The organism is Corynebacterium sp. CTNIH16 (genome assembly GCF_032821655.1).
GTDB lineage: Bacteria > Actinomycetota > Actinomycetes > Mycobacteriales > Mycobacteriaceae > Corynebacterium > Corynebacterium marquesiae.
The window spans coordinates 1-14,785 of the sequence record NZ_JAVBIG010000009.1 but is presented as its reverse complement, the minus strand read 5'-3'; the positions used below and the strand labels follow the sequence as shown (position 1 = coordinate 14,785).

Here is a 14,785-nt window from a genome sequence, read left to right as displayed (position 1 = left end):
GCCCCGGTTACCCCACGTGGTAGCCGGGGTTCCGCATTTTTGGCATGGTGGAGACTATGACAAAGATTGCAATTTTAGGCGGCGGACAAATCGGCGAGGCTTTGACCTCGGGACTCGTGGCATCGGGTTTTGCGGGCTCGGATATCACGGTCACCAATCGCACCGAATCCCGCAGCCAGGAACTCAAAGAGACTTATGGCGTCAACGTCACCAGCGATAATGCGGCGGCGGTGGACGGCGCGGACTATATCTTCGCGTGCGTGAAGCCCTACGCCATCCTGGACCTGCTCGAAGGCCTTGAGCCGGCCAAGGATGCCGTGGTCGTGTCCATGGCCGCGGGCCTGACCCTAAAGCAGCTCCAGGGGGCGGCGGGCGAAGGCGTACCGGTGGTGCGCGTTATGCCCAATACCCCCATGTTGGTGCGTCGCGGCATGTGCACCTGCGCGGCCGGTGATCACGTGAGCGACGCCCAGATGGACGGCGTCCGCGAGCTGCTCGAGGCCGTAGGCGAGGTCGCGGTCATTCCGGAGAAGAATATCGATGCCGCCACCGCGCTGGCGGGCTCCTCCCCGGCTTATTTCTTCCTCGTGGCAGAAGCGCTTGTCGATGCCGGCGTGCAGCTCGGCCTTCCCCGCGACATCGCCGAGAAGCTTGCCGCCCAGGCCGCAGCCGGCTCTGGTGAGATGCTGGCTAGCTCTGGCCGCTCGGCCACCCAGCTGCGCGCTGGCGTAACCTCGCCGGGCGGCACCACTGCGGCCGCCGTCCGCGAGCTGGAGGAGTCCGGCCTGCGCGGCGCGTTCTACCGCGCGGCAGAGGCCTGCTCCGATAAGGCCAAAGAGCTCGGCTAGCGCCTCCGTGTGCGACCTCCCCGTGGTGGGGGTGTACCCACCCGGGAGTGCTGGGGCAGGTGTTAAGCAGCGCTTTTAGGGGAAACCCTAATGAATGCTGTGAAAAAATTTGGCACTTGGGTCGCATTAGTCACATGTTTCACGATAGGCTAGGGCAAGCACGTGCGTGAAGTCCTGTGGGAGGGGAAGCCTACAGCGCGTAACGAGCTGAAGGGTTAGATATATATGGCAAATGAAGAAAAGGGAACCTTTCTGACGATCGCGGAGGTCGCCGAGATTATGCGCGTCTCCAAAATGACCGTCTACCGTTTGGTTCACGCAGGCGAAATGCCGGCTGTTCGCGTCGGACGCTCCTTCCGCGTTCACGAGTCTGCCGTCAACGAGTACTTGGAGGCTTCCGTCTACGGAGCCTAGGCTCGCGCCGCACAGACAGCGCCCACCTCTGTTGGCCCTCGAGGTCAGCGGTGGTGGGCGCTGTTGTTTCGCATAGGCCCTTTTTGGTCACGGGCTGGGTGCTGGGTAAGATGGTGTGCATTCGTGTCGGCTCGCTGATGTGGCCCGCGGTCCGTGTGGCCACGGCGGCAAGAGTGCACCTTCGCCGTTTTAGCGCTGACAAGTTTGACAGTACGTACTACACGAAAGTGAGGACTCCATGGGTTCCGTCATTAAGAAGCGCCGCAAGCGCATGTCCAAGAAGAAGCACCGCAAGATGCTGCGCCGCACCCGCGTGCAGCGCCGTAAGCTGGGCAAGTAAACCCCAGCCCGCTTCTTGCCCTCCGCCATTGTGCGGAGGGTTTTTGCATGCTTGCCGAAGCCCCCAGCGCCCTCTACCGCCCTCGCTACCGCCGGTAGTAGCGCCAGCCGCCATAGGAAAAGGCGGCGGTGGCCAGCGCCGGGAGGCCATAGGTGCGGATGGCGCGGCGCACGGAGCGATAGTCGCGCACGAGCCAGCCACGGTCGCCAGCGATATCGCGCAGCTTGCGGTCCGGGTTGATGGCTACGGCGGTGCCAACCATGGACAACATGGGCACGTCGTTGGCGGAATCCGAATACGCGGTGCAGCGCGAGAGGTCGAGGCCTTCGATGGTCGCGAGCGCGGCCACGGCGTGCTTTTTGCCGGGCCCGTGGAGGATATCGCCGACCAGCCGGCCGGTGAACTTGCCGTCTTTGACCTCCGCGACGGTGCCGAGCGCGCCGGTAAACCCGAAGCGCCGAGCGAGCACCTGCGCTAGCTGGACCGGCGTGGCGGTGACCAGCCACACTTGCTGGCCGGCGGCTAGGTGCATCTCCGCCAGCTGTGTGGTGCCGGGGTAGGCGCGGCGGGCCAGCGAGGCGTCTACAATCTCCTCGCATAGCTCCACCAGCTCGTCGACGCTGCGGCCTTTGACAAACTCCAGCGCCTGCGCGCGGCCGACGGCCACGTCCTTGGCATTTTCGCTGCCGGAGACGCGGAACTTGAGCTGCTTCCACGCAATCGGCAGGATTTCAGAAAGCCGGAAGTAGCGCCTGCGCGCCAAGCCAAAGGCGAATTCCACGAGGGAAGAGCCTTGGATGAGGGTGTTGTCGACGTCGAAAAACGCTGCCGCGCCCACATCCACCGGTACGTCTGGGTCTTGGGCGGTGATGCGTTGTGCACCGGCCGCGTCATAGGAGCCGGTGACCGAGTCCACGCCGGAGGCGAAATCCTCCAACTCCAGCCCGAATTCCTCCAGCGCCGCGGCGGCCGCGGCTTCACCGGCGGTGCGCTGTGATTCCTCGTCCAGCGGGGCGAGCGCTTGGGTCTCCAAGAAATTACGCAGGTTACCGCGCGAGGCGGTCCAATTGGCCAAGAAGTCGCGGGGGGATTCGGGGAACCCTGGGGGAGTGGTAGCGGACACGAGTGAGACAAACAGCTTTCGCAAACGCGGGGTGGACTAACGTGTCCATAGTAATGGTTTCGACCGCCGCCGTCCTTGTGAGGAGAATATGTCTCAGCATCTCGTCGAGCTCATGGTGCGCACCACCTGCGGTTCTTGCGCGCGCGTGAGGGAGCAAATCACCCCCGTCGTCAAGCGGGCAGGCGCGGAGCTTGCTGTGCGTAACGTGGATGAGGACGCGGAGCTGGCCATGGAGTTCGGTGACCGCGTGCCCGTTGTGGTCATCGACGGCGAAGAGTTTGCCTGCTGGGAAGTAGACAACGAGGAGTTAGCGGCCGAGCTGGCCGGTTGATTCGGGATCCGCGACACCGACGGGTAGTCTTTTGGAGGATTAAAATCAATCAAAGGGTTGAGGAGTGTTGTGCATGAGCGTGCTCGTCGTGGGCATGTCCCACCAGTCGGCGCCGGTGGCGCTGCTGGAAAAGCTGAGCATGGATAGTGCGGTCCAGGATTCCGCCTGCGGGCAACTCGTGGCGGCCGAGCCGCTTTCAGAGGCCATGATTATCTCCACCTGCAACCGCATGGAGGTCTACACCGTCACCAGCTCCTTCCACGCCGGCGTGCAAGAAGTCGTGCGCGTGCTCACCCAGGTTTCCGGCGTGGGCGAGCAGGAGCTGCGCAACTACCTCTACGTGCGCTATGCCGACGCCGCGGCCGAGCACCTGATGTCCGTGACCTCCGGCCTGGATTCCATGGTGGTGGGCGAGCAGCAGATCATCGGCCAGGTGCGCAGCGCCTACCAGTCCGCCTCGGAGCAGGGCACGGTCGGCCCGCGCATCCACGCGCTGGCGCAGGCCGCGCTGCGGGCCGGCAAGCGCGTCCACTCCGAGACCGATATCGACGAGGCCGGCGCTTCCATGGTGTCCTTCGCCTTCGACCAGGCCCTGCAGCGCCTCGACGCCGAAGACCTGAGCGGCAAGACCGCGCTGGTCCTTGGCGCGGGCGCCATGGCATCCCTCGCCGCCACCCACGCCGGCCGGTTAGGCGTCAAGGAGCTGGTGTTGGCCAACCGCACCCGCGAGCGCGCCGAGCGCCTGGCCAGCCACGCCGAGGAAGCCGGCGTTGCCACCCGCGTCGTGGACTTTTCCGAGCGCGCCGCCGCGCTTTCCGACGTCGACCTGGCCATCTCCGCCACCGGCGCCGAGAACTTCACCATCGCGGCCACCGACATTCCTGCCGGCCGCGATCTCATGCTCATCGATCTTTCCCTGCCGCGCGATATCGACGATGCCGCCGCCGCGGCCGAGGGCGTGGATCTGGTCAATATCGAGCGCCTGAGTAAGTCGCTCTCGGCTGCCTCCACCGATCTCGCGGCCGGCACCAGCCCGCACGCGCAGGCCCGCCACATCGTCGACGCAGAACTCGCGGCCTATACCTCAGCCCAGCGCGTGCGCGACGTCGCCCCGGCCGTAAGCGCCCTGCACCGCCGCGCGGCCGACCTCGTCGAGTGCGAGGCCGCGCGCCTGCAACACAAGCACCCCGAGCTCGCGGGCAAGCAACTTGAGGACGTCCAGCGCGCCCTTAAGCGCGTGGCCGATAAGCTGCTGCATGAACCGACGGTGCGGGCGAAGAAGCTGGCGGCGTCGGAAAGCAGCGTCAGCAGCGAGAACGCCCTGCAGGAACTCTTTGGCCTGCAGCTGGAAGGCTCCGGCGTGTCCGTGGCCGTCAATGAATTGCCCACCATGACTAAGGAGGCCTAAATGTTTCAGATTGGTACCCGCGGCTCCAAGCTCGCCACCACCCAGGCGGGCCATGTGCGCGATTGGCTTATCGACGCCGGCTTTGACTCCCAAATCCACATCGTGACCACCGCCGGCGACGTCAATATGGCGCCCGTCGAGCGCATCGGCGTCGGCGTATTTACCCAGGCGCTGCGCGAGGCGCTCTATGCCGGTGAATGCGATATTGCCGTGCACTCGTTTAAGGACCTGCCCACCGCGCCCGATGATCGCTTCCGCCTCGTCGTGCCGCAGCGTCAGGATTCCCGCGAGGCGCTCGTCGCCCGCGATGGCCTGAGCCTGGAGCAGCTGCCGCAGGGCGCGCGCGTGGGCACCTCCGCCCCACGCCGCATCTCCCAGCTGGCCGCCCTCCGCTCGGACCTGGAGATTCGCCCGCTGCGCGGCAATATCGATACCCGCATGTCCAAGGTCACCGACGGCGAGCTCGACGCCGTCCTGCTCGCCTACGCCGGCCTGCTGCGCGGCGGCTACGCAGACCGTGCCACCGAAATCTTTGAGCCTACCGTCTTCATGCCGGCACCGGCCCAGGGCGCACTCGCCATTGAGGCCGTGGCCGGCACCGAGGCTGCTGCGGCCCTCGATGCCATCGTGGACGAGCGTGCCTCGGCCGCCGCTGCTGGTGAGCGCGCCGTACTGGCCCGCCTCGAGGCCGGCTGTACCGCGCCGGTGGCCGCCACCTCGCGCTGGGACGGCGACCAGCTCACCGTGCGCGGCGGCGTCTTCGCGCTCGACGGATCCCGCCAGCTCACCGCCACCGCCTCCGGCTCTGCGGCCAAAGCCGCCGATCTTGGCGCGCGCATCTCGGACGAGCTTTTCGCCGGTGGCGCGGCCGAGCTGCTGGGCAAGTAATTTCGCCTTTAGCCGCTAATAATTTAAGGTGTAGATACCACAGATCATTGTCCCGCAATGATCCGGCCCCCTTTAAGGGCATCCCAGGACGCAAGGCCTGGGATTTTGGCCGTTATGACCGTGTCACCCACCGCCGGCGCGGGGAACCACACCGCATGCGATCATGTCCGTGCGCGGTGCCGCGCGCCCGATTTTAGAAAAGAACTTTATGAGCAATGCCGCGCCAGACACCCAATTGGGCAAGATCGTCTTTGTGGGCGCTGGTCCAGGTAATCCCGACCTGCTGACCGTGCGCGCCCGCGAGGTTCTGGCAAATAGTGCCATCGCCGTGACCGATCCGCAGGTCATGCAAGGCGTGCGCGATGCCGTCGCCGCCGCGCTGCCCGTTCCGCAAGAGCTTCTCGACGCCGCCGAGGCCGAATACGCCCAAATGTGCGCCGATGCCAAGGCCAAGGGCGCGCGCCGCAAACCGCCGCGCCCCGCGCCGCCGACGGCCGCGGTGCTGTACGAGCCGGCCGAAGATATCGTCGGCCAGCTGCGCGAGTGCTTGGTCGAAGCCGATGGAGAGGACGTCATCCGCCTGGTCACCGGCAACCCGCTGCACCGCGAGTCCATCAAAGCCGAGATCAACGCCGTGGCGTCTGCCGGCCTGGAATTCCAGGTAGTGCCGGGCATGTCCCTGCCGTCTACCGTGCCGTCCTTTGCCGGTATTGCGCTCGGCTCGACCTATACCGAGGCCGACGTAACCGACGGCGCCGATTGGGACGCGCTGGCCAATGCCACCCAGCCCATCGTCCTGCAGGCTACCAAGGAGGACTTGCCGGTCATCTCCGACGAGCTGCAGCAGCGCGGCATGCCGGCCGAGACCGAAGCATTCGTCACCGTCCACGGCACCACCCGCCTGCAGCGCACCTATGAGACCACGCTGGGCACCATGGGAAAGCTGGACGCTGACCTCACCGGCCCGCTCGTGGTCACCCTCGGCCGCAGCATCGATGACCGCACCAAATACTCCTGGTGGGAAAACCGCCCCCTCTACGGCTGGCGCGTGCTCGTCCCGCGCACCAAGGAACAAGCCGGCCCGATGTCCGCGCGCCTGGCCGGCTACGGCGCCATCCCGCAAAACGTGCCCACCATCTCCATCGAGCCGCCGCGCAACCCGGCGCAGATGGACCGCGCCATCAAGGGCATCGTCGAGGGCCGCTATAAGTGGATCGTCTTCACCTCCGTCAACGCCGTGACCGCGGTGTGGGACAAGATTGCTCAGCTCGGCCTCGATGCCCGCGATTTCGCCGGCGTCCACCTTGCGGCCGTGGGCACGAAGACTGCGGCCGCCATCCGCGCCAAAGGCATGGTCCCGGAGCTTCTGCCACACAAGAAGAAGCAGAACGCCGAGGGCCTGCTCGATGTCTTCCCCAACTTTGTGGAAGATATCGACGCCGTCGGCCGCGTCCTGCTCCCGCGCGCCGATATCGCGGCCGATACCCTAGTTGACGGGCTCAAGGCCCTCGACTGGGAGGTCGACGACGTCGTAGCCTACCGCACCGTCCGCGCCGCCCCACCTTCGGCCGAAATCCGCGACATGATCAAGACCGGCGGCTTCGACGCCGTCGCCTTCACCTCCGGGTCCACTGTGCGCAATCTGGTGGGCATTGCTGGCAAACCGCACCAGCGGACGATCATTGCGTGTATCGGGCCGTCGGCAAGAGCGGCCGCGGAAGAGATGGGCCTGCGCGTCGATGTGGTGCCCGAAGTCGCCGACGTGCCCGCGCTTGTCGACGCCCTCGCAGACCACGTCGCCGCCCTCCGCGCCGCCGGAAACCTGCCCGCGCCGCGCAAGAAACGCCGCTCGCGCAAGAAGGCTACTAAGGTCGACAAGGCATAAGTTTTAGTCTCGCTCTAAGGAGTACCCAATGAGCACCTTCCCAGCCCGACGTCCACGCCGCCTGCGCACCACCCCACAGATGCGCAACCTCGTGGCCGAAACCGAGGTCCGCCCCTCGGACCTGATTTTGCCCATGTTCATCGTGGACGGTCTCGACGCCCCGCGCGAGATTCCCTCCATGCCGGGCGTCTACCAGCACACTTTCGACTCGCTGCGTCGCGCGGCCGAGGAGGCGCTGGAGGCCGGCGTGACCTGCGTCGACCTCTTCGGCGTGCCGCTGGAGGAAGAAAAAGATGACACCGGCTCCGTCGCCTGGGACCCGCAGGGCATTTTGAACCGCGGTATTTCCTGCCTGCACGAGGAATTCGGCGATGACCTCATCGTTATGGCCGATACCTGCCTCGACGAATTCACCTCCCACGGCCACTGCGGCGTGCTGGATGACAAGGGCCGCGTGCTTAACGACGAATCCGTCAAGCTCTACCAAGACATGGCCCGCTCCCAAGCCCGCGCCGGCGCCCAGATCGTCTCCCCGTCCGGCATGATGGACGGCCAGGTTGCCGCCATCCGCGCCGATCTCGACGAGGCCGGCCACGAGGACGTGGCCATCATGGCTTATTCCGCCAAGTACGCTTCTGCCTTCTTCGGCCCGTTCCGCGACGCGGTGGGTTCCTCCCTCGAGGGCGACCGCCGCACCTATCAGCAGGACCCGCGCAACTTCCGCGAATCCCTGCTCGAAGCCGAGCTCGACATCGAAGAGGGCGCGGACTTCGTCATGGTCAAGCCCGGTCTGCCCTACTTGGACGTGCTCTCGGCCGTGGCGGAGACTTCTCCCGTGCCGGTCGCGGTCTACCAGGTCTCCGGTGAGTACGCGATGGTCAAGGCCGCGGCCGCCAACGGGTGGATCGACGGCGAGGCCATCATGCTCGAGTCGCTGACCGCATTCAAGCGCGCCGGCGCCGGCCAGATTCTGACCTACTTCGCTACCGAAGCCGCCCGCCTTCTCAAGTAAAGGACCCCTGTGACTGCTACGCCCCCGTCGCCCGCCCCTGCCCCTCGCACGCAACGCCCGCCGCGGCAGCAGCAGCGGCCGGAGTCCGTGACGTACATGCTGTGGCTGTGGCTGGGCGCGCTATGCGGCGAGGCCGTGCACCAGGTGCTCAACGTGGTGCTCACGCTGCTCAACCACGACGTACTCATGTCGCAGGCCAAGGAGATGGCCAAATCCGCACCGGCCGGCGTGGATGAAGCCCAGCTTTCCGACGCCTTCCTCCGCACCGCCGCCTACGGCTCCGTCGCTCTTTCGGCTGCCATTTCCTTGGCGATTATCGTGCTGTTGGCCTTCCTGTTGCGGTCCCTTGCTAACCGCAGCAAGCGGGCCGGCACCTCGCGCCGCGTGTGGTTCGCTTTTTCGATCTACTTCGGATTCCGCATCCTGCTGACCTTTATGGTCACCCCAGCCGGCGCGGATGTGCCCGATTGGCTCTTTGCCGCCGATGGCATGGTGCAAATTCTCGTCGGCGTCGCGGCGGTGCTCGGCCTGATTTTCTCCGTGCGGGCCGATACCTTGGATTACACCGGCGAGCTCGAGCAGATGCGCGAGCTGGAAAAGGAACTCGAGCAAGCGCAGCGCGAGAAGAAGCGCGCCGAAGAAGAGCGCAAGCGTTCCAAGGGCGACCAGTGCAGCAAGCGCGATCGCGCCGACCACACCAACCGCACCGACCGCGCTGACCGGACCGACCGGGAGGATGAGCGATGAGCAATACCGATCGGCCCGGGCCCCGGGACTATAACCGGGCGGCCCCAAACACCTTGGCCAAGGAGAGCCTCGACGTGTGGCCGCGGCCCCTGCGTTGGGCATATTGGCTGCTCGTCGTCAGCGCCGTGATCATGCTGGTGAGCGGCATGGTGGGCATCTTCGGCTCGGGCGGGCCACAGGCAGAGCCGCAGAATGCGCAAGTAGCGGAGTATCTCCACTCGAATCGCCTGTTCGTCGCGGTGACCAATGCCGTCGGCGCCATCCTGCTTGCGCTCTTCGCGGCGCAGCTGGCCGGCGGGTCCAAGTGGGCGCGCCGCATCATTACCGTGGTCATCGCGTTCGCGCTTTTTACCAATATCGCCGCCCTCGCACTCGGGATCGGCGGGCTCGGGCTGCTGATTATCCCCATCACCTTGCTCGTCGCCCTCGCGCTGCTTTTCCAGCCGCAGTCCAACCGCTTCATCAAGGACCGCAGCTTGCGTGGCTAATTAGCCCTCACTCCAACTTTTGATTCATAATTGGGGCATGTCTCGACTCAATCGTGCCCCGCTTATCGACGCCGCCCTCGGCCGCACCCCCTCCCGCCCCCCAGTCTGGTTCATGCGCCAGGCCGGCCGCTCGCTGCCGGAGTACCGCGCCGCCCGCGAGGGGATTAGCATGCTCGATTCTTGCTTCATGCCGGAGCTGCTGGCCGAGATTACACTGCAGCCGGTGCGCCGCCACGACGTCGACGCCGCCATTTTATTCTCCGATATCGTCGTCCCGCTCAAGGCCGCCGGCGTCAAGGTCGATATCGTGCCGGGGCGTGGGCCGGTGATGGAAAAGGCGGTGAGGAGTAGGGAGGACGTCGGCAAGCTGCCGCTGCTGGAGACTGACGTCCCCGAAGTTACCGAAGGTATCGCCCGCATCCTGGCCGAGCTCACCGAAACCCAAGCGCTCATTGGCTTTGTTGGCGCGCCGTTCACGTTGGCCAGCTACCTCATTGAGGGCGGGCCATCCAAGAACCACGAGCGTACCAAGGCCCTCATGCACGCAGATCCGGAGACCTGGCACATGCTCATGCGCCGCCTAGTGCCGACCATCACCCGCTTCCTGCAGGTGCAGGTCGATGCCGGCATTGATGCCATGCAGCTTTTCGATTCCTGGGCCGGCTACCTCAACGAGCGCGACTACCGCGAGTTTGTGCTTCCGTACTCCCGGGAAATCCTGGCCGGCGTGGAGATTCCACGCATTCACTTCGGCGTCGGCACCGGCGAGCTGCTGCCGGCCATGTCGGAGGCGGGGTCGGAAGTTATGGGCGTCGATTATCGCGTGCCCATGGACGCCGCGGCCGAGCGCGTAAGCGCCCGCGTGCTGCAGGGTAACCTCGACCCGGCCATGCTTTTTGCCGGCGATGCCGCCGTGCGCCAGGCCGTGCGCACCATCCGCGGCGAGGTCGACCGAGCCCGCGAGCGCGGCGATATTGACGGCCATATCTGGAACCTCGGCCACGGGGTCTTGCCAACTACCGACGCGGAGGCCATCACCCGCGCCGTATCCATCATCCACGAGGAGGGCTAAATGCGTATTGCGATTATTGGTGCTGGCCTGGCGGGCTTGACGGCCGCTTACGAGCTGCGCGACCACGACGTTGAGGTTTTCGAGGCCGCCGGCCGTATCGGCGGCAAGCTGTACTCCGTGCCGTTTAATGACGGCCCCACCGACATGGGCGCCGAGGCCTTCCTCGCCCGCCGCCACGACGCCGTGGAGTTCATCGAATCCCTCGGCCTGGGCGACAGCCTGGTTGAGCCCTCCGGTCTGCACTCGCTGGTGTACTCCGGCGAGCTTAAGCCGCTGCCGCGCGGCGGGATGATGGGCATTCCTTCGCATTCGGAGCCGGTCGCACACTTGGTCTCGGTCGAGACTGCGCGTCGCATCGATAACGAGGAGCCTTTCGAGTGGACGGCTGGGAGCGACGTCTCCGTGGGCCGCCTGGTGCGCCAGCAGTTTGGCGACGACCTCGTAGACCACGTCATCTCCGCCCTCCTCGGCGGCGTCTACTCCTGCTCGGCCGATGACCTGGGTATGCGCGCGACCATCCCAGCGCTGGCCGAGACCCTCGACGCGCTCTCCGAGCGCGGCCCAGTCACACTCTCGGCCGCGGTTCGCTCGTTGGAAGAGGCCAGCGTGGCCAAGCCGAGCAGCGGCGGACCCGTCTTTCAGACCTTCCGCGGCGGCTACGCAGAACTCTACGAGGCACTGGCCGATAAATCGCGTGCCAAGATCTACCTCGATACCTTCATCTCGGGCATCACTCGCGAGGGCGAGAAATTCCGCTTGGCCGGCGCACCCGGCGATACCGTCCCCTTTGACCGCGTGCTGGTGGCCACCCCGGCCCCGACCGCAGCGCGCCTGCTGCCCAAGGTGTCCCCGCGGGCGGCGGAGCGGTTGAAGAGCGTGAAGCTAGCGGCGTCGGCAGTCGTGGGCCTGAAATTTGAGTCTGACACGGACCCGGCCGGCAAGGCATTGCCGCAGAACTCTGGCATCCTCGTGGCCACCGACCAAGACGACGTTCACGCCAAGGCATTCACGCTGTCCTCGCGCAAGTGGCCGCACTTGGCAGAGCGCGGCGGGGCTCTCGTGCGCGCCTCCTTCGGCCGCTTTGGCGACGACGCCATCGTCCGCGCCGAGGAAGATGACCTCGTCGACTACGCCCTCGACGACCTTCAGCGGCTTACCGGCTTCGACGGCCGCGCCGCGGGCGTTGCCGAGATTTTCACCCAGCGCTGGTTCGGCGGCCTGCCGCGCTTTGATGCCGGCCACCTGGAAACCGTGGCCGGTGCGCGCGGTGCCCTCGCGGCGACGCCGGGCATCGATGCCGCCGGCGCTTGGGCCGGCGGGGTTGGGGTGCCAAACGTTATCGCGGACGCCCGCGCTGCTGCGGCCCGCATCGCTCGCTAGCGGCGGGGCTCGCTAGCTGCGGGCATGCCAATGCGGCAGCAGGGCATCCTGCTGCCTGGCGGTTGCGGGGCTACTGGGGCGATGATGGCGCGGTGTGAGCCCAGGGCGGCTGCCACACCACGCGGCCTCGGCGTCGAACGAGGCGCCCGCGCACCGGTGGGGCATTCGGGTCATCGTCGTTGACGCCGTTGTGGTACGGGCAACAGGTCGCGAGGTTTGCCATATTGGTATCGCCGCCGTGTCGCCACGCCTGCAAGTGGTGTACCTGGCATTTATCCGCCGGATAGTTGCATTCGACCCACGGGCATACCGGATTTTCGGCAGCAGCCATGAGCCGTTGCTTTTCACTGGCCATGCGTTCCGTGCGGTAGAGATTGACCGCGCCCTCGAAGGGGTGAACGAGGGTGATAAGCCCGCGCTCTGCCAGCGTGCGCGAAACGAGTTCCGCGCCGGTGAGGCGGGCACCGTTGGTGAGCTGGATGGTGATTTCCTCGCCGTCGCCATCGATGATGCGGTCGAGTTCGTCGAGCGTGATAATTGCATTCGTCGTAATGGTCGGACGGGTGGCTGGGGCGGCGCCGGAAGGGGAGAAGAGCTCCGCAACGGAATCGAGCGGAGCATCCTCATCCAGGCTGGATTCCAAATCCGCGATGAGCGAAGAGGGCCCGGTAATCGCGAGGGTCCACGGCGCGTCCTTGCGGCGGCGGATGCGCACGCCGGGGAGCGGCGGGGCTGGGGGATTGAGCTCGCGCAGCTTCTTGCGCGCCAGCTTTTCCATCTCATCGGTATCGGCGGCAGTGCGACACAGCTCCACGCGCAGGCGCCAGGCATCGCGCTTGGTCTTAGCGCGGGAGGCGTAGCGCTCGATAACCTCCAGAGTGGGCAGCGGGTGGGCGCGGTCGCGCGCGGCGGTAACCGCCTGGCGTTGCTGGCGGGTGAAGGAGGTGGGGGCAAAGAGGGCGTCGGCAAGCGTGAGCAAAGTGCGGGCCGTCTTATTGGGCGCCCCTGCGGCGCGCAGCTGGTCTTCAGACATGCCGGCGCACCCGGCAACGATGTCGATGCCAGGCGCTAGGGCCGCAAGATAAGTCTGAAGGGCTGTCATGCCCCGCAGCCTAAGCCACGGCGCGCAACCCGCGCGAGGGCGAGCGCGCGAACCTGTGGATAACTAGGGCCCAAAGGGCGAATTTCCGCCCGCACGCCCGGCGGGCCTGTGGATAACTAGCCCTTATTGCGGAAGACGAAGATGGAGGAGAAGTCCTGGTCCCCGTGGCCCATGGCCTGCATTTCCTCGAAGCGGCCGATGGCGGCGGTCAGGGCGGGCAGCGGCTTGGTGGAGGTCATCTCCATGAGCTTGGCGTCCTTGGCTAGGGCGTCGACGGTGAAATCGCCCGGGTCGGTATTGCGCTCGCCGGTGATAAACGGCGCCTTCATATTGGCGATGAATGACAGGCCGGTGATATCGAGCATCTGCAGCACCACCTCGGAGTCTAGGCCCTCGGACTCGCCGAGCTGCAGGGCTTCGAGCAGGCCCTCGGCGGTGACGGCGAGCGCGAGGTTTGCCAGCAGCTTTCCGATGGCCGCCGTGGCCGCCGCCTCCACTCCGATGAGCTTGTCTTCGCCCGCCCAGGACTCGGCGAGGGACATGGCTTGCTCGCGGCGGGCGTCGTCAGGCGTGCCCACATAGACGCCGAGCTTGCCCTCGCGGGCCGGGCCGAGCGTGCCGACGACTGGGGCGTGGACGTAGGTTTCCACGGCGGCGGCGAACTCGCGGGCATCATTGGGCGAGACGGTGGTGGTGTCGATCCAAGTCACGCCCGCGGGGATGAGCTGCGGCTCGACGACGACCTCGCGGACATCGTCAGGCCCGAAGAGAGAGGTAATAATGACCTCGGCGTTCGCTACGGCCTCGGTGGGCGAGGTGGCGAGCTCGGCGCCTTCTTCCACGAGCGGTTGGGCGCGCTCGGCGGTGCGGTTCCATACGGTCAATTCGATGCCGTCTTGCTCATTGAGCAGGCGGCGGGCTAGTTCGGTTCCCATGCGGCCAGTTCCAAGAAATGCAATCCTCATGCTTTCCCAGTGTGCCATCATTGGGTGCAGGCTCGCTGCCTTTCGTGCGGGCCCCGGACGAGGGAGCCGTACCCGGCGACGCGAAAAGACGGCCAGGAAGCAGCTATGGCGTGGTTCATCTTGATTTTCTCCGGCGCATTCGAGGCCGTGTGGGCGGCGGCGCTGGATAAGTCCGCAGGTTTTACTCGCCTGTGGCCCTCGCTCATTTTCCTCGTGGCTTGCGCGATTTCCATGGGCGGGCTGGCCTGGGCGATGCGCAGCATCCCGGTGGGCACGGCCTATGCGGTGTGGGCGGGTGTTGGCGCGTCGGTGGCGGTTATTTACTCCTTCGCCGCTGGACACGAGGCCGCCACGGTGTGGAAGGAGTTATTCCTCGCTATGATCATCGGCGGCATCGTGGGGCTGAAAGCGGTGAGCTAGAGGCCCGGAATGGGCGGCGCGGGCGGCAGCGGCAACTCCGGCGGGGCGGGCGCAGGCACGGCGGGCACGGCCGGCACGGCCGGCACATCAGGCACCGCGTCTTCGATGCGCCCGCGGACCTCGTGCGGCGGGATATTCAGGTTCGGAAAGCCGCTTTTATCCCGCGCAGGTGGGCGTGGGGCCGGCGCCGCAGGTTGCGGGCGGGGAGCCAGTGCAGGCGCTGGTGCGGGACGCTGCTGGGGAGCAGAAACCGGGCTAGGATGCGCATCAGGTTTAGGCGCAGGAGCAGGCGCCTTGTCCGAAGAGACAGGCTGCTCGGCCGACGGCGAAGGAGCGGCCGGCTTGTCCTCCCGAGGAAGGTC

At 66.2% G+C, this 14,785-nt stretch carries 16 protein-coding genes and 1 riboswitch; of the genes, 13 read left to right on the top strand and 3 right to left on the bottom strand.

Annotation, left to right across the window (positions count from 1 at the left end; translation table 11 throughout):
- Positions 1-56 precede the first annotated feature (56 nt).
- The 3 genes from proC (at position 57) to RAE04_RS08575 (ending at position 1,602) form a co-directional block, all read left to right on the top strand.
- The gene (gene proC / locus RAE04_RS08585) at positions 57-848 is read left to right on the top strand and encodes a pyrroline-5-carboxylate reductase (protein WP_317027092.1); all 792 of its coding nucleotides are present in this window, start codon (positions 57-59) and stop codon (positions 846-848) included.
- A gap of 225 nt (positions 849-1,073) precedes the next feature.
- Positions 1,074-1,262: a helix-turn-helix domain-containing protein gene (locus RAE04_RS08580; protein ID WP_005276651.1), complete on the top strand. Its 189-nt coding sequence runs from the start codon at positions 1,074-1,076 to the stop codon at positions 1,260-1,262.
- Between the two features lie 238 nt (positions 1,263-1,500).
- On the top strand, positions 1,501-1,602 hold the full coding sequence (locus RAE04_RS08575; protein ID WP_003855542.1) for a 30S ribosomal protein bS22: 102 nt from the start codon (positions 1,501-1,503) through the stop codon (positions 1,600-1,602).
- An 85-nt stretch (positions 1,603-1,687) separates the two neighbouring features.
- Here RAE04_RS08575 and RAE04_RS08570 read toward each other — a convergent pair whose 3' ends face one another.
- Positions 1,688-2,725, bottom strand: coding sequence for an HAD family hydrolase (locus RAE04_RS08570; RefSeq protein ID WP_239274429.1), 1,038 nt, complete (start codon positions 2,723-2,725; stop codon positions 1,688-1,690).
- A gap of 88 nt (positions 2,726-2,813) precedes the next feature.
- On the opposite strand from RAE04_RS08570, the gene RAE04_RS08565 reads away from it, so the two are divergent.
- From RAE04_RS08565 to RAE04_RS08525, 9 genes are all read left to right on the top strand, one after another.
- Positions 2,814-3,056, top strand: coding sequence for a glutaredoxin family protein (locus RAE04_RS08565; RefSeq protein WP_198492452.1), 243 nt, complete (start codon positions 2,814-2,816; stop codon positions 3,054-3,056).
- A gap of 73 nt (positions 3,057-3,129) precedes the next feature.
- A complete protein-coding gene (locus RAE04_RS08560) occupies positions 3,130-4,464 on the top strand; it encodes a glutamyl-tRNA reductase (protein WP_317027091.1) in 1,335 nt (444 codons plus the stop codon).
- Entirely contained in the window at positions 4,465-5,352 is an 888-nt protein-coding gene (hemC, locus tag RAE04_RS08555; protein ID WP_317027090.1) for a hydroxymethylbilane synthase, read from the top strand. It begins immediately after the preceding gene.
- A gap of 208 nt (positions 5,353-5,560) precedes the next feature.
- A complete protein-coding gene (locus RAE04_RS08550; RefSeq protein WP_234447402.1) occupies positions 5,561-7,237 on the top strand; it encodes a uroporphyrinogen-III synthase in 1,677 nt (558 codons plus the stop codon).
- Between the two features lie 28 nt (positions 7,238-7,265).
- On the top strand, positions 7,266-8,249 hold the full coding sequence (hemB, locus tag RAE04_RS08545; RefSeq protein ID WP_317027089.1) for a porphobilinogen synthase: 984 nt from the start codon (positions 7,266-7,268) through the stop codon (positions 8,247-8,249).
- Positions 8,250-8,258: 9 nt separating this feature from the next.
- A complete protein-coding gene (locus RAE04_RS08540) occupies positions 8,259-8,996 on the top strand; it encodes a hypothetical protein (RefSeq protein ID WP_284836663.1) in 738 nt (245 codons plus the stop codon).
- Positions 8,997-9,070: 74 nt separating this feature from the next.
- Positions 9,071-9,484 (top strand): tellurium resistance protein TerC, encoded by a 414-nt coding sequence (locus RAE04_RS08535; RefSeq protein ID WP_317027088.1) that lies wholly within the window; start codon positions 9,071-9,073, stop codon positions 9,482-9,484.
- Between the two features lie 37 nt (positions 9,485-9,521).
- The gene (hemE, locus tag RAE04_RS08530) at positions 9,522-10,556 is read left to right on the top strand and encodes a uroporphyrinogen decarboxylase (protein WP_317027087.1); all 1,035 of its coding nucleotides are present in this window, start codon (positions 9,522-9,524) and stop codon (positions 10,554-10,556) included.
- Positions 10,557-11,936 (top strand): protoporphyrinogen oxidase, encoded by a 1,380-nt coding sequence (locus RAE04_RS08525; protein WP_317027086.1) that lies wholly within the window; start codon positions 10,557-10,559, stop codon positions 11,934-11,936.
- A 70-nt stretch (positions 11,937-12,006) separates the two neighbouring features.
- On the opposite strand, the gene RAE04_RS08520 is transcribed toward RAE04_RS08525, so the two are convergent.
- Entirely contained in the window at positions 12,007-13,038 is a 1,032-nt protein-coding gene (locus RAE04_RS08520; RefSeq protein ID WP_317027085.1) for an HNH endonuclease signature motif containing protein, read from the bottom strand.
- A 116-nt stretch (positions 13,039-13,154) separates the two neighbouring features.
- Complete coding sequence (locus tag RAE04_RS08515) at positions 13,155-14,003, bottom strand: NAD(P)-dependent oxidoreductase (RefSeq protein ID WP_317027084.1); 849 nt, start codon at positions 14,001-14,003, stop codon at positions 13,155-13,157.
- A 26-nt stretch (positions 14,004-14,029) separates the two neighbouring features.
- Positions 14,030-14,100, top strand: a riboswitch (guanidine-III (ykkC-III) riboswitch).
- 8 nt (positions 14,101-14,108) lie between these two features.
- On the opposite strand from RAE04_RS08515, the gene RAE04_RS08510 reads away from it, so the two are divergent.
- A complete protein-coding gene (locus tag RAE04_RS08510; protein WP_317027083.1) occupies positions 14,109-14,423 on the top strand; it encodes a DMT family transporter in 315 nt (104 codons plus the stop codon).
- Positions 14,424-14,785 lie beyond the last annotated feature (362 nt).

What these genes read in the sequence shown, in the direction of transcription:
- RAE04_RS08575 (WP_003855542.1), top strand. Translation starts at nt 1,501, where the DNA reads ATGGGTTCCGTCATTAAGAAGCGCCGCAAGCGCATGTCCAAGAAGAAG.
- RAE04_RS08580 (WP_005276651.1), top strand. Translation starts at nt 1,074, where the DNA reads ATGGCAAATGAAGAAAAGGGAACCTTTCTGACGATCGCGGAGGTCGCC.
- RAE04_RS08550 (WP_234447402.1), top strand. Translation starts at nt 5,561, where the DNA reads ATGAGCAATGCCGCGCCAGACACCCAATTGGGCAAGATCGTCTTTGTG.
- RAE04_RS08515 (WP_317027084.1), bottom strand. Translation starts at nt 14,003, where the DNA reads ATGAGGATTGCATTTCTTGGAACTGGCCGCATGGGAACCGAACTAGCC.
- RAE04_RS08565 (WP_198492452.1), top strand. Translation starts at nt 2,814, where the DNA reads ATGTCTCAGCATCTCGTCGAGCTCATGGTGCGCACCACCTGCGGTTCT.
- RAE04_RS08520 (WP_317027085.1), bottom strand. Translation starts at nt 13,038, where the DNA reads ATGACAGCCCTTCAGACTTATCTTGCGGCCCTAGCGCCTGGCATCGAC.
- hemE (WP_317027087.1), top strand. Translation starts at nt 9,522, where the DNA reads ATGTCTCGACTCAATCGTGCCCCGCTTATCGACGCCGCCCTCGGCCGC.
- hemC (WP_317027090.1), top strand. Translation starts at nt 4,465, where the DNA reads ATGTTTCAGATTGGTACCCGCGGCTCCAAGCTCGCCACCACCCAGGCG.
- RAE04_RS08510 (WP_317027083.1), top strand. Translation starts at nt 14,109, where the DNA reads ATGGCGTGGTTCATCTTGATTTTCTCCGGCGCATTCGAGGCCGTGTGG.
- RAE04_RS08525 (WP_317027086.1), top strand. Translation starts at nt 10,557, where the DNA reads ATGCGTATTGCGATTATTGGTGCTGGCCTGGCGGGCTTGACGGCCGCT.
- proC (WP_317027092.1), top strand. Translation starts at nt 57, where the DNA reads ATGACAAAGATTGCAATTTTAGGCGGCGGACAAATCGGCGAGGCTTTG.
- RAE04_RS08560 (WP_317027091.1), top strand. Translation starts at nt 3,130, where the DNA reads ATGAGCGTGCTCGTCGTGGGCATGTCCCACCAGTCGGCGCCGGTGGCG.
- hemB (WP_317027089.1), top strand. Translation starts at nt 7,266, where the DNA reads ATGAGCACCTTCCCAGCCCGACGTCCACGCCGCCTGCGCACCACCCCA.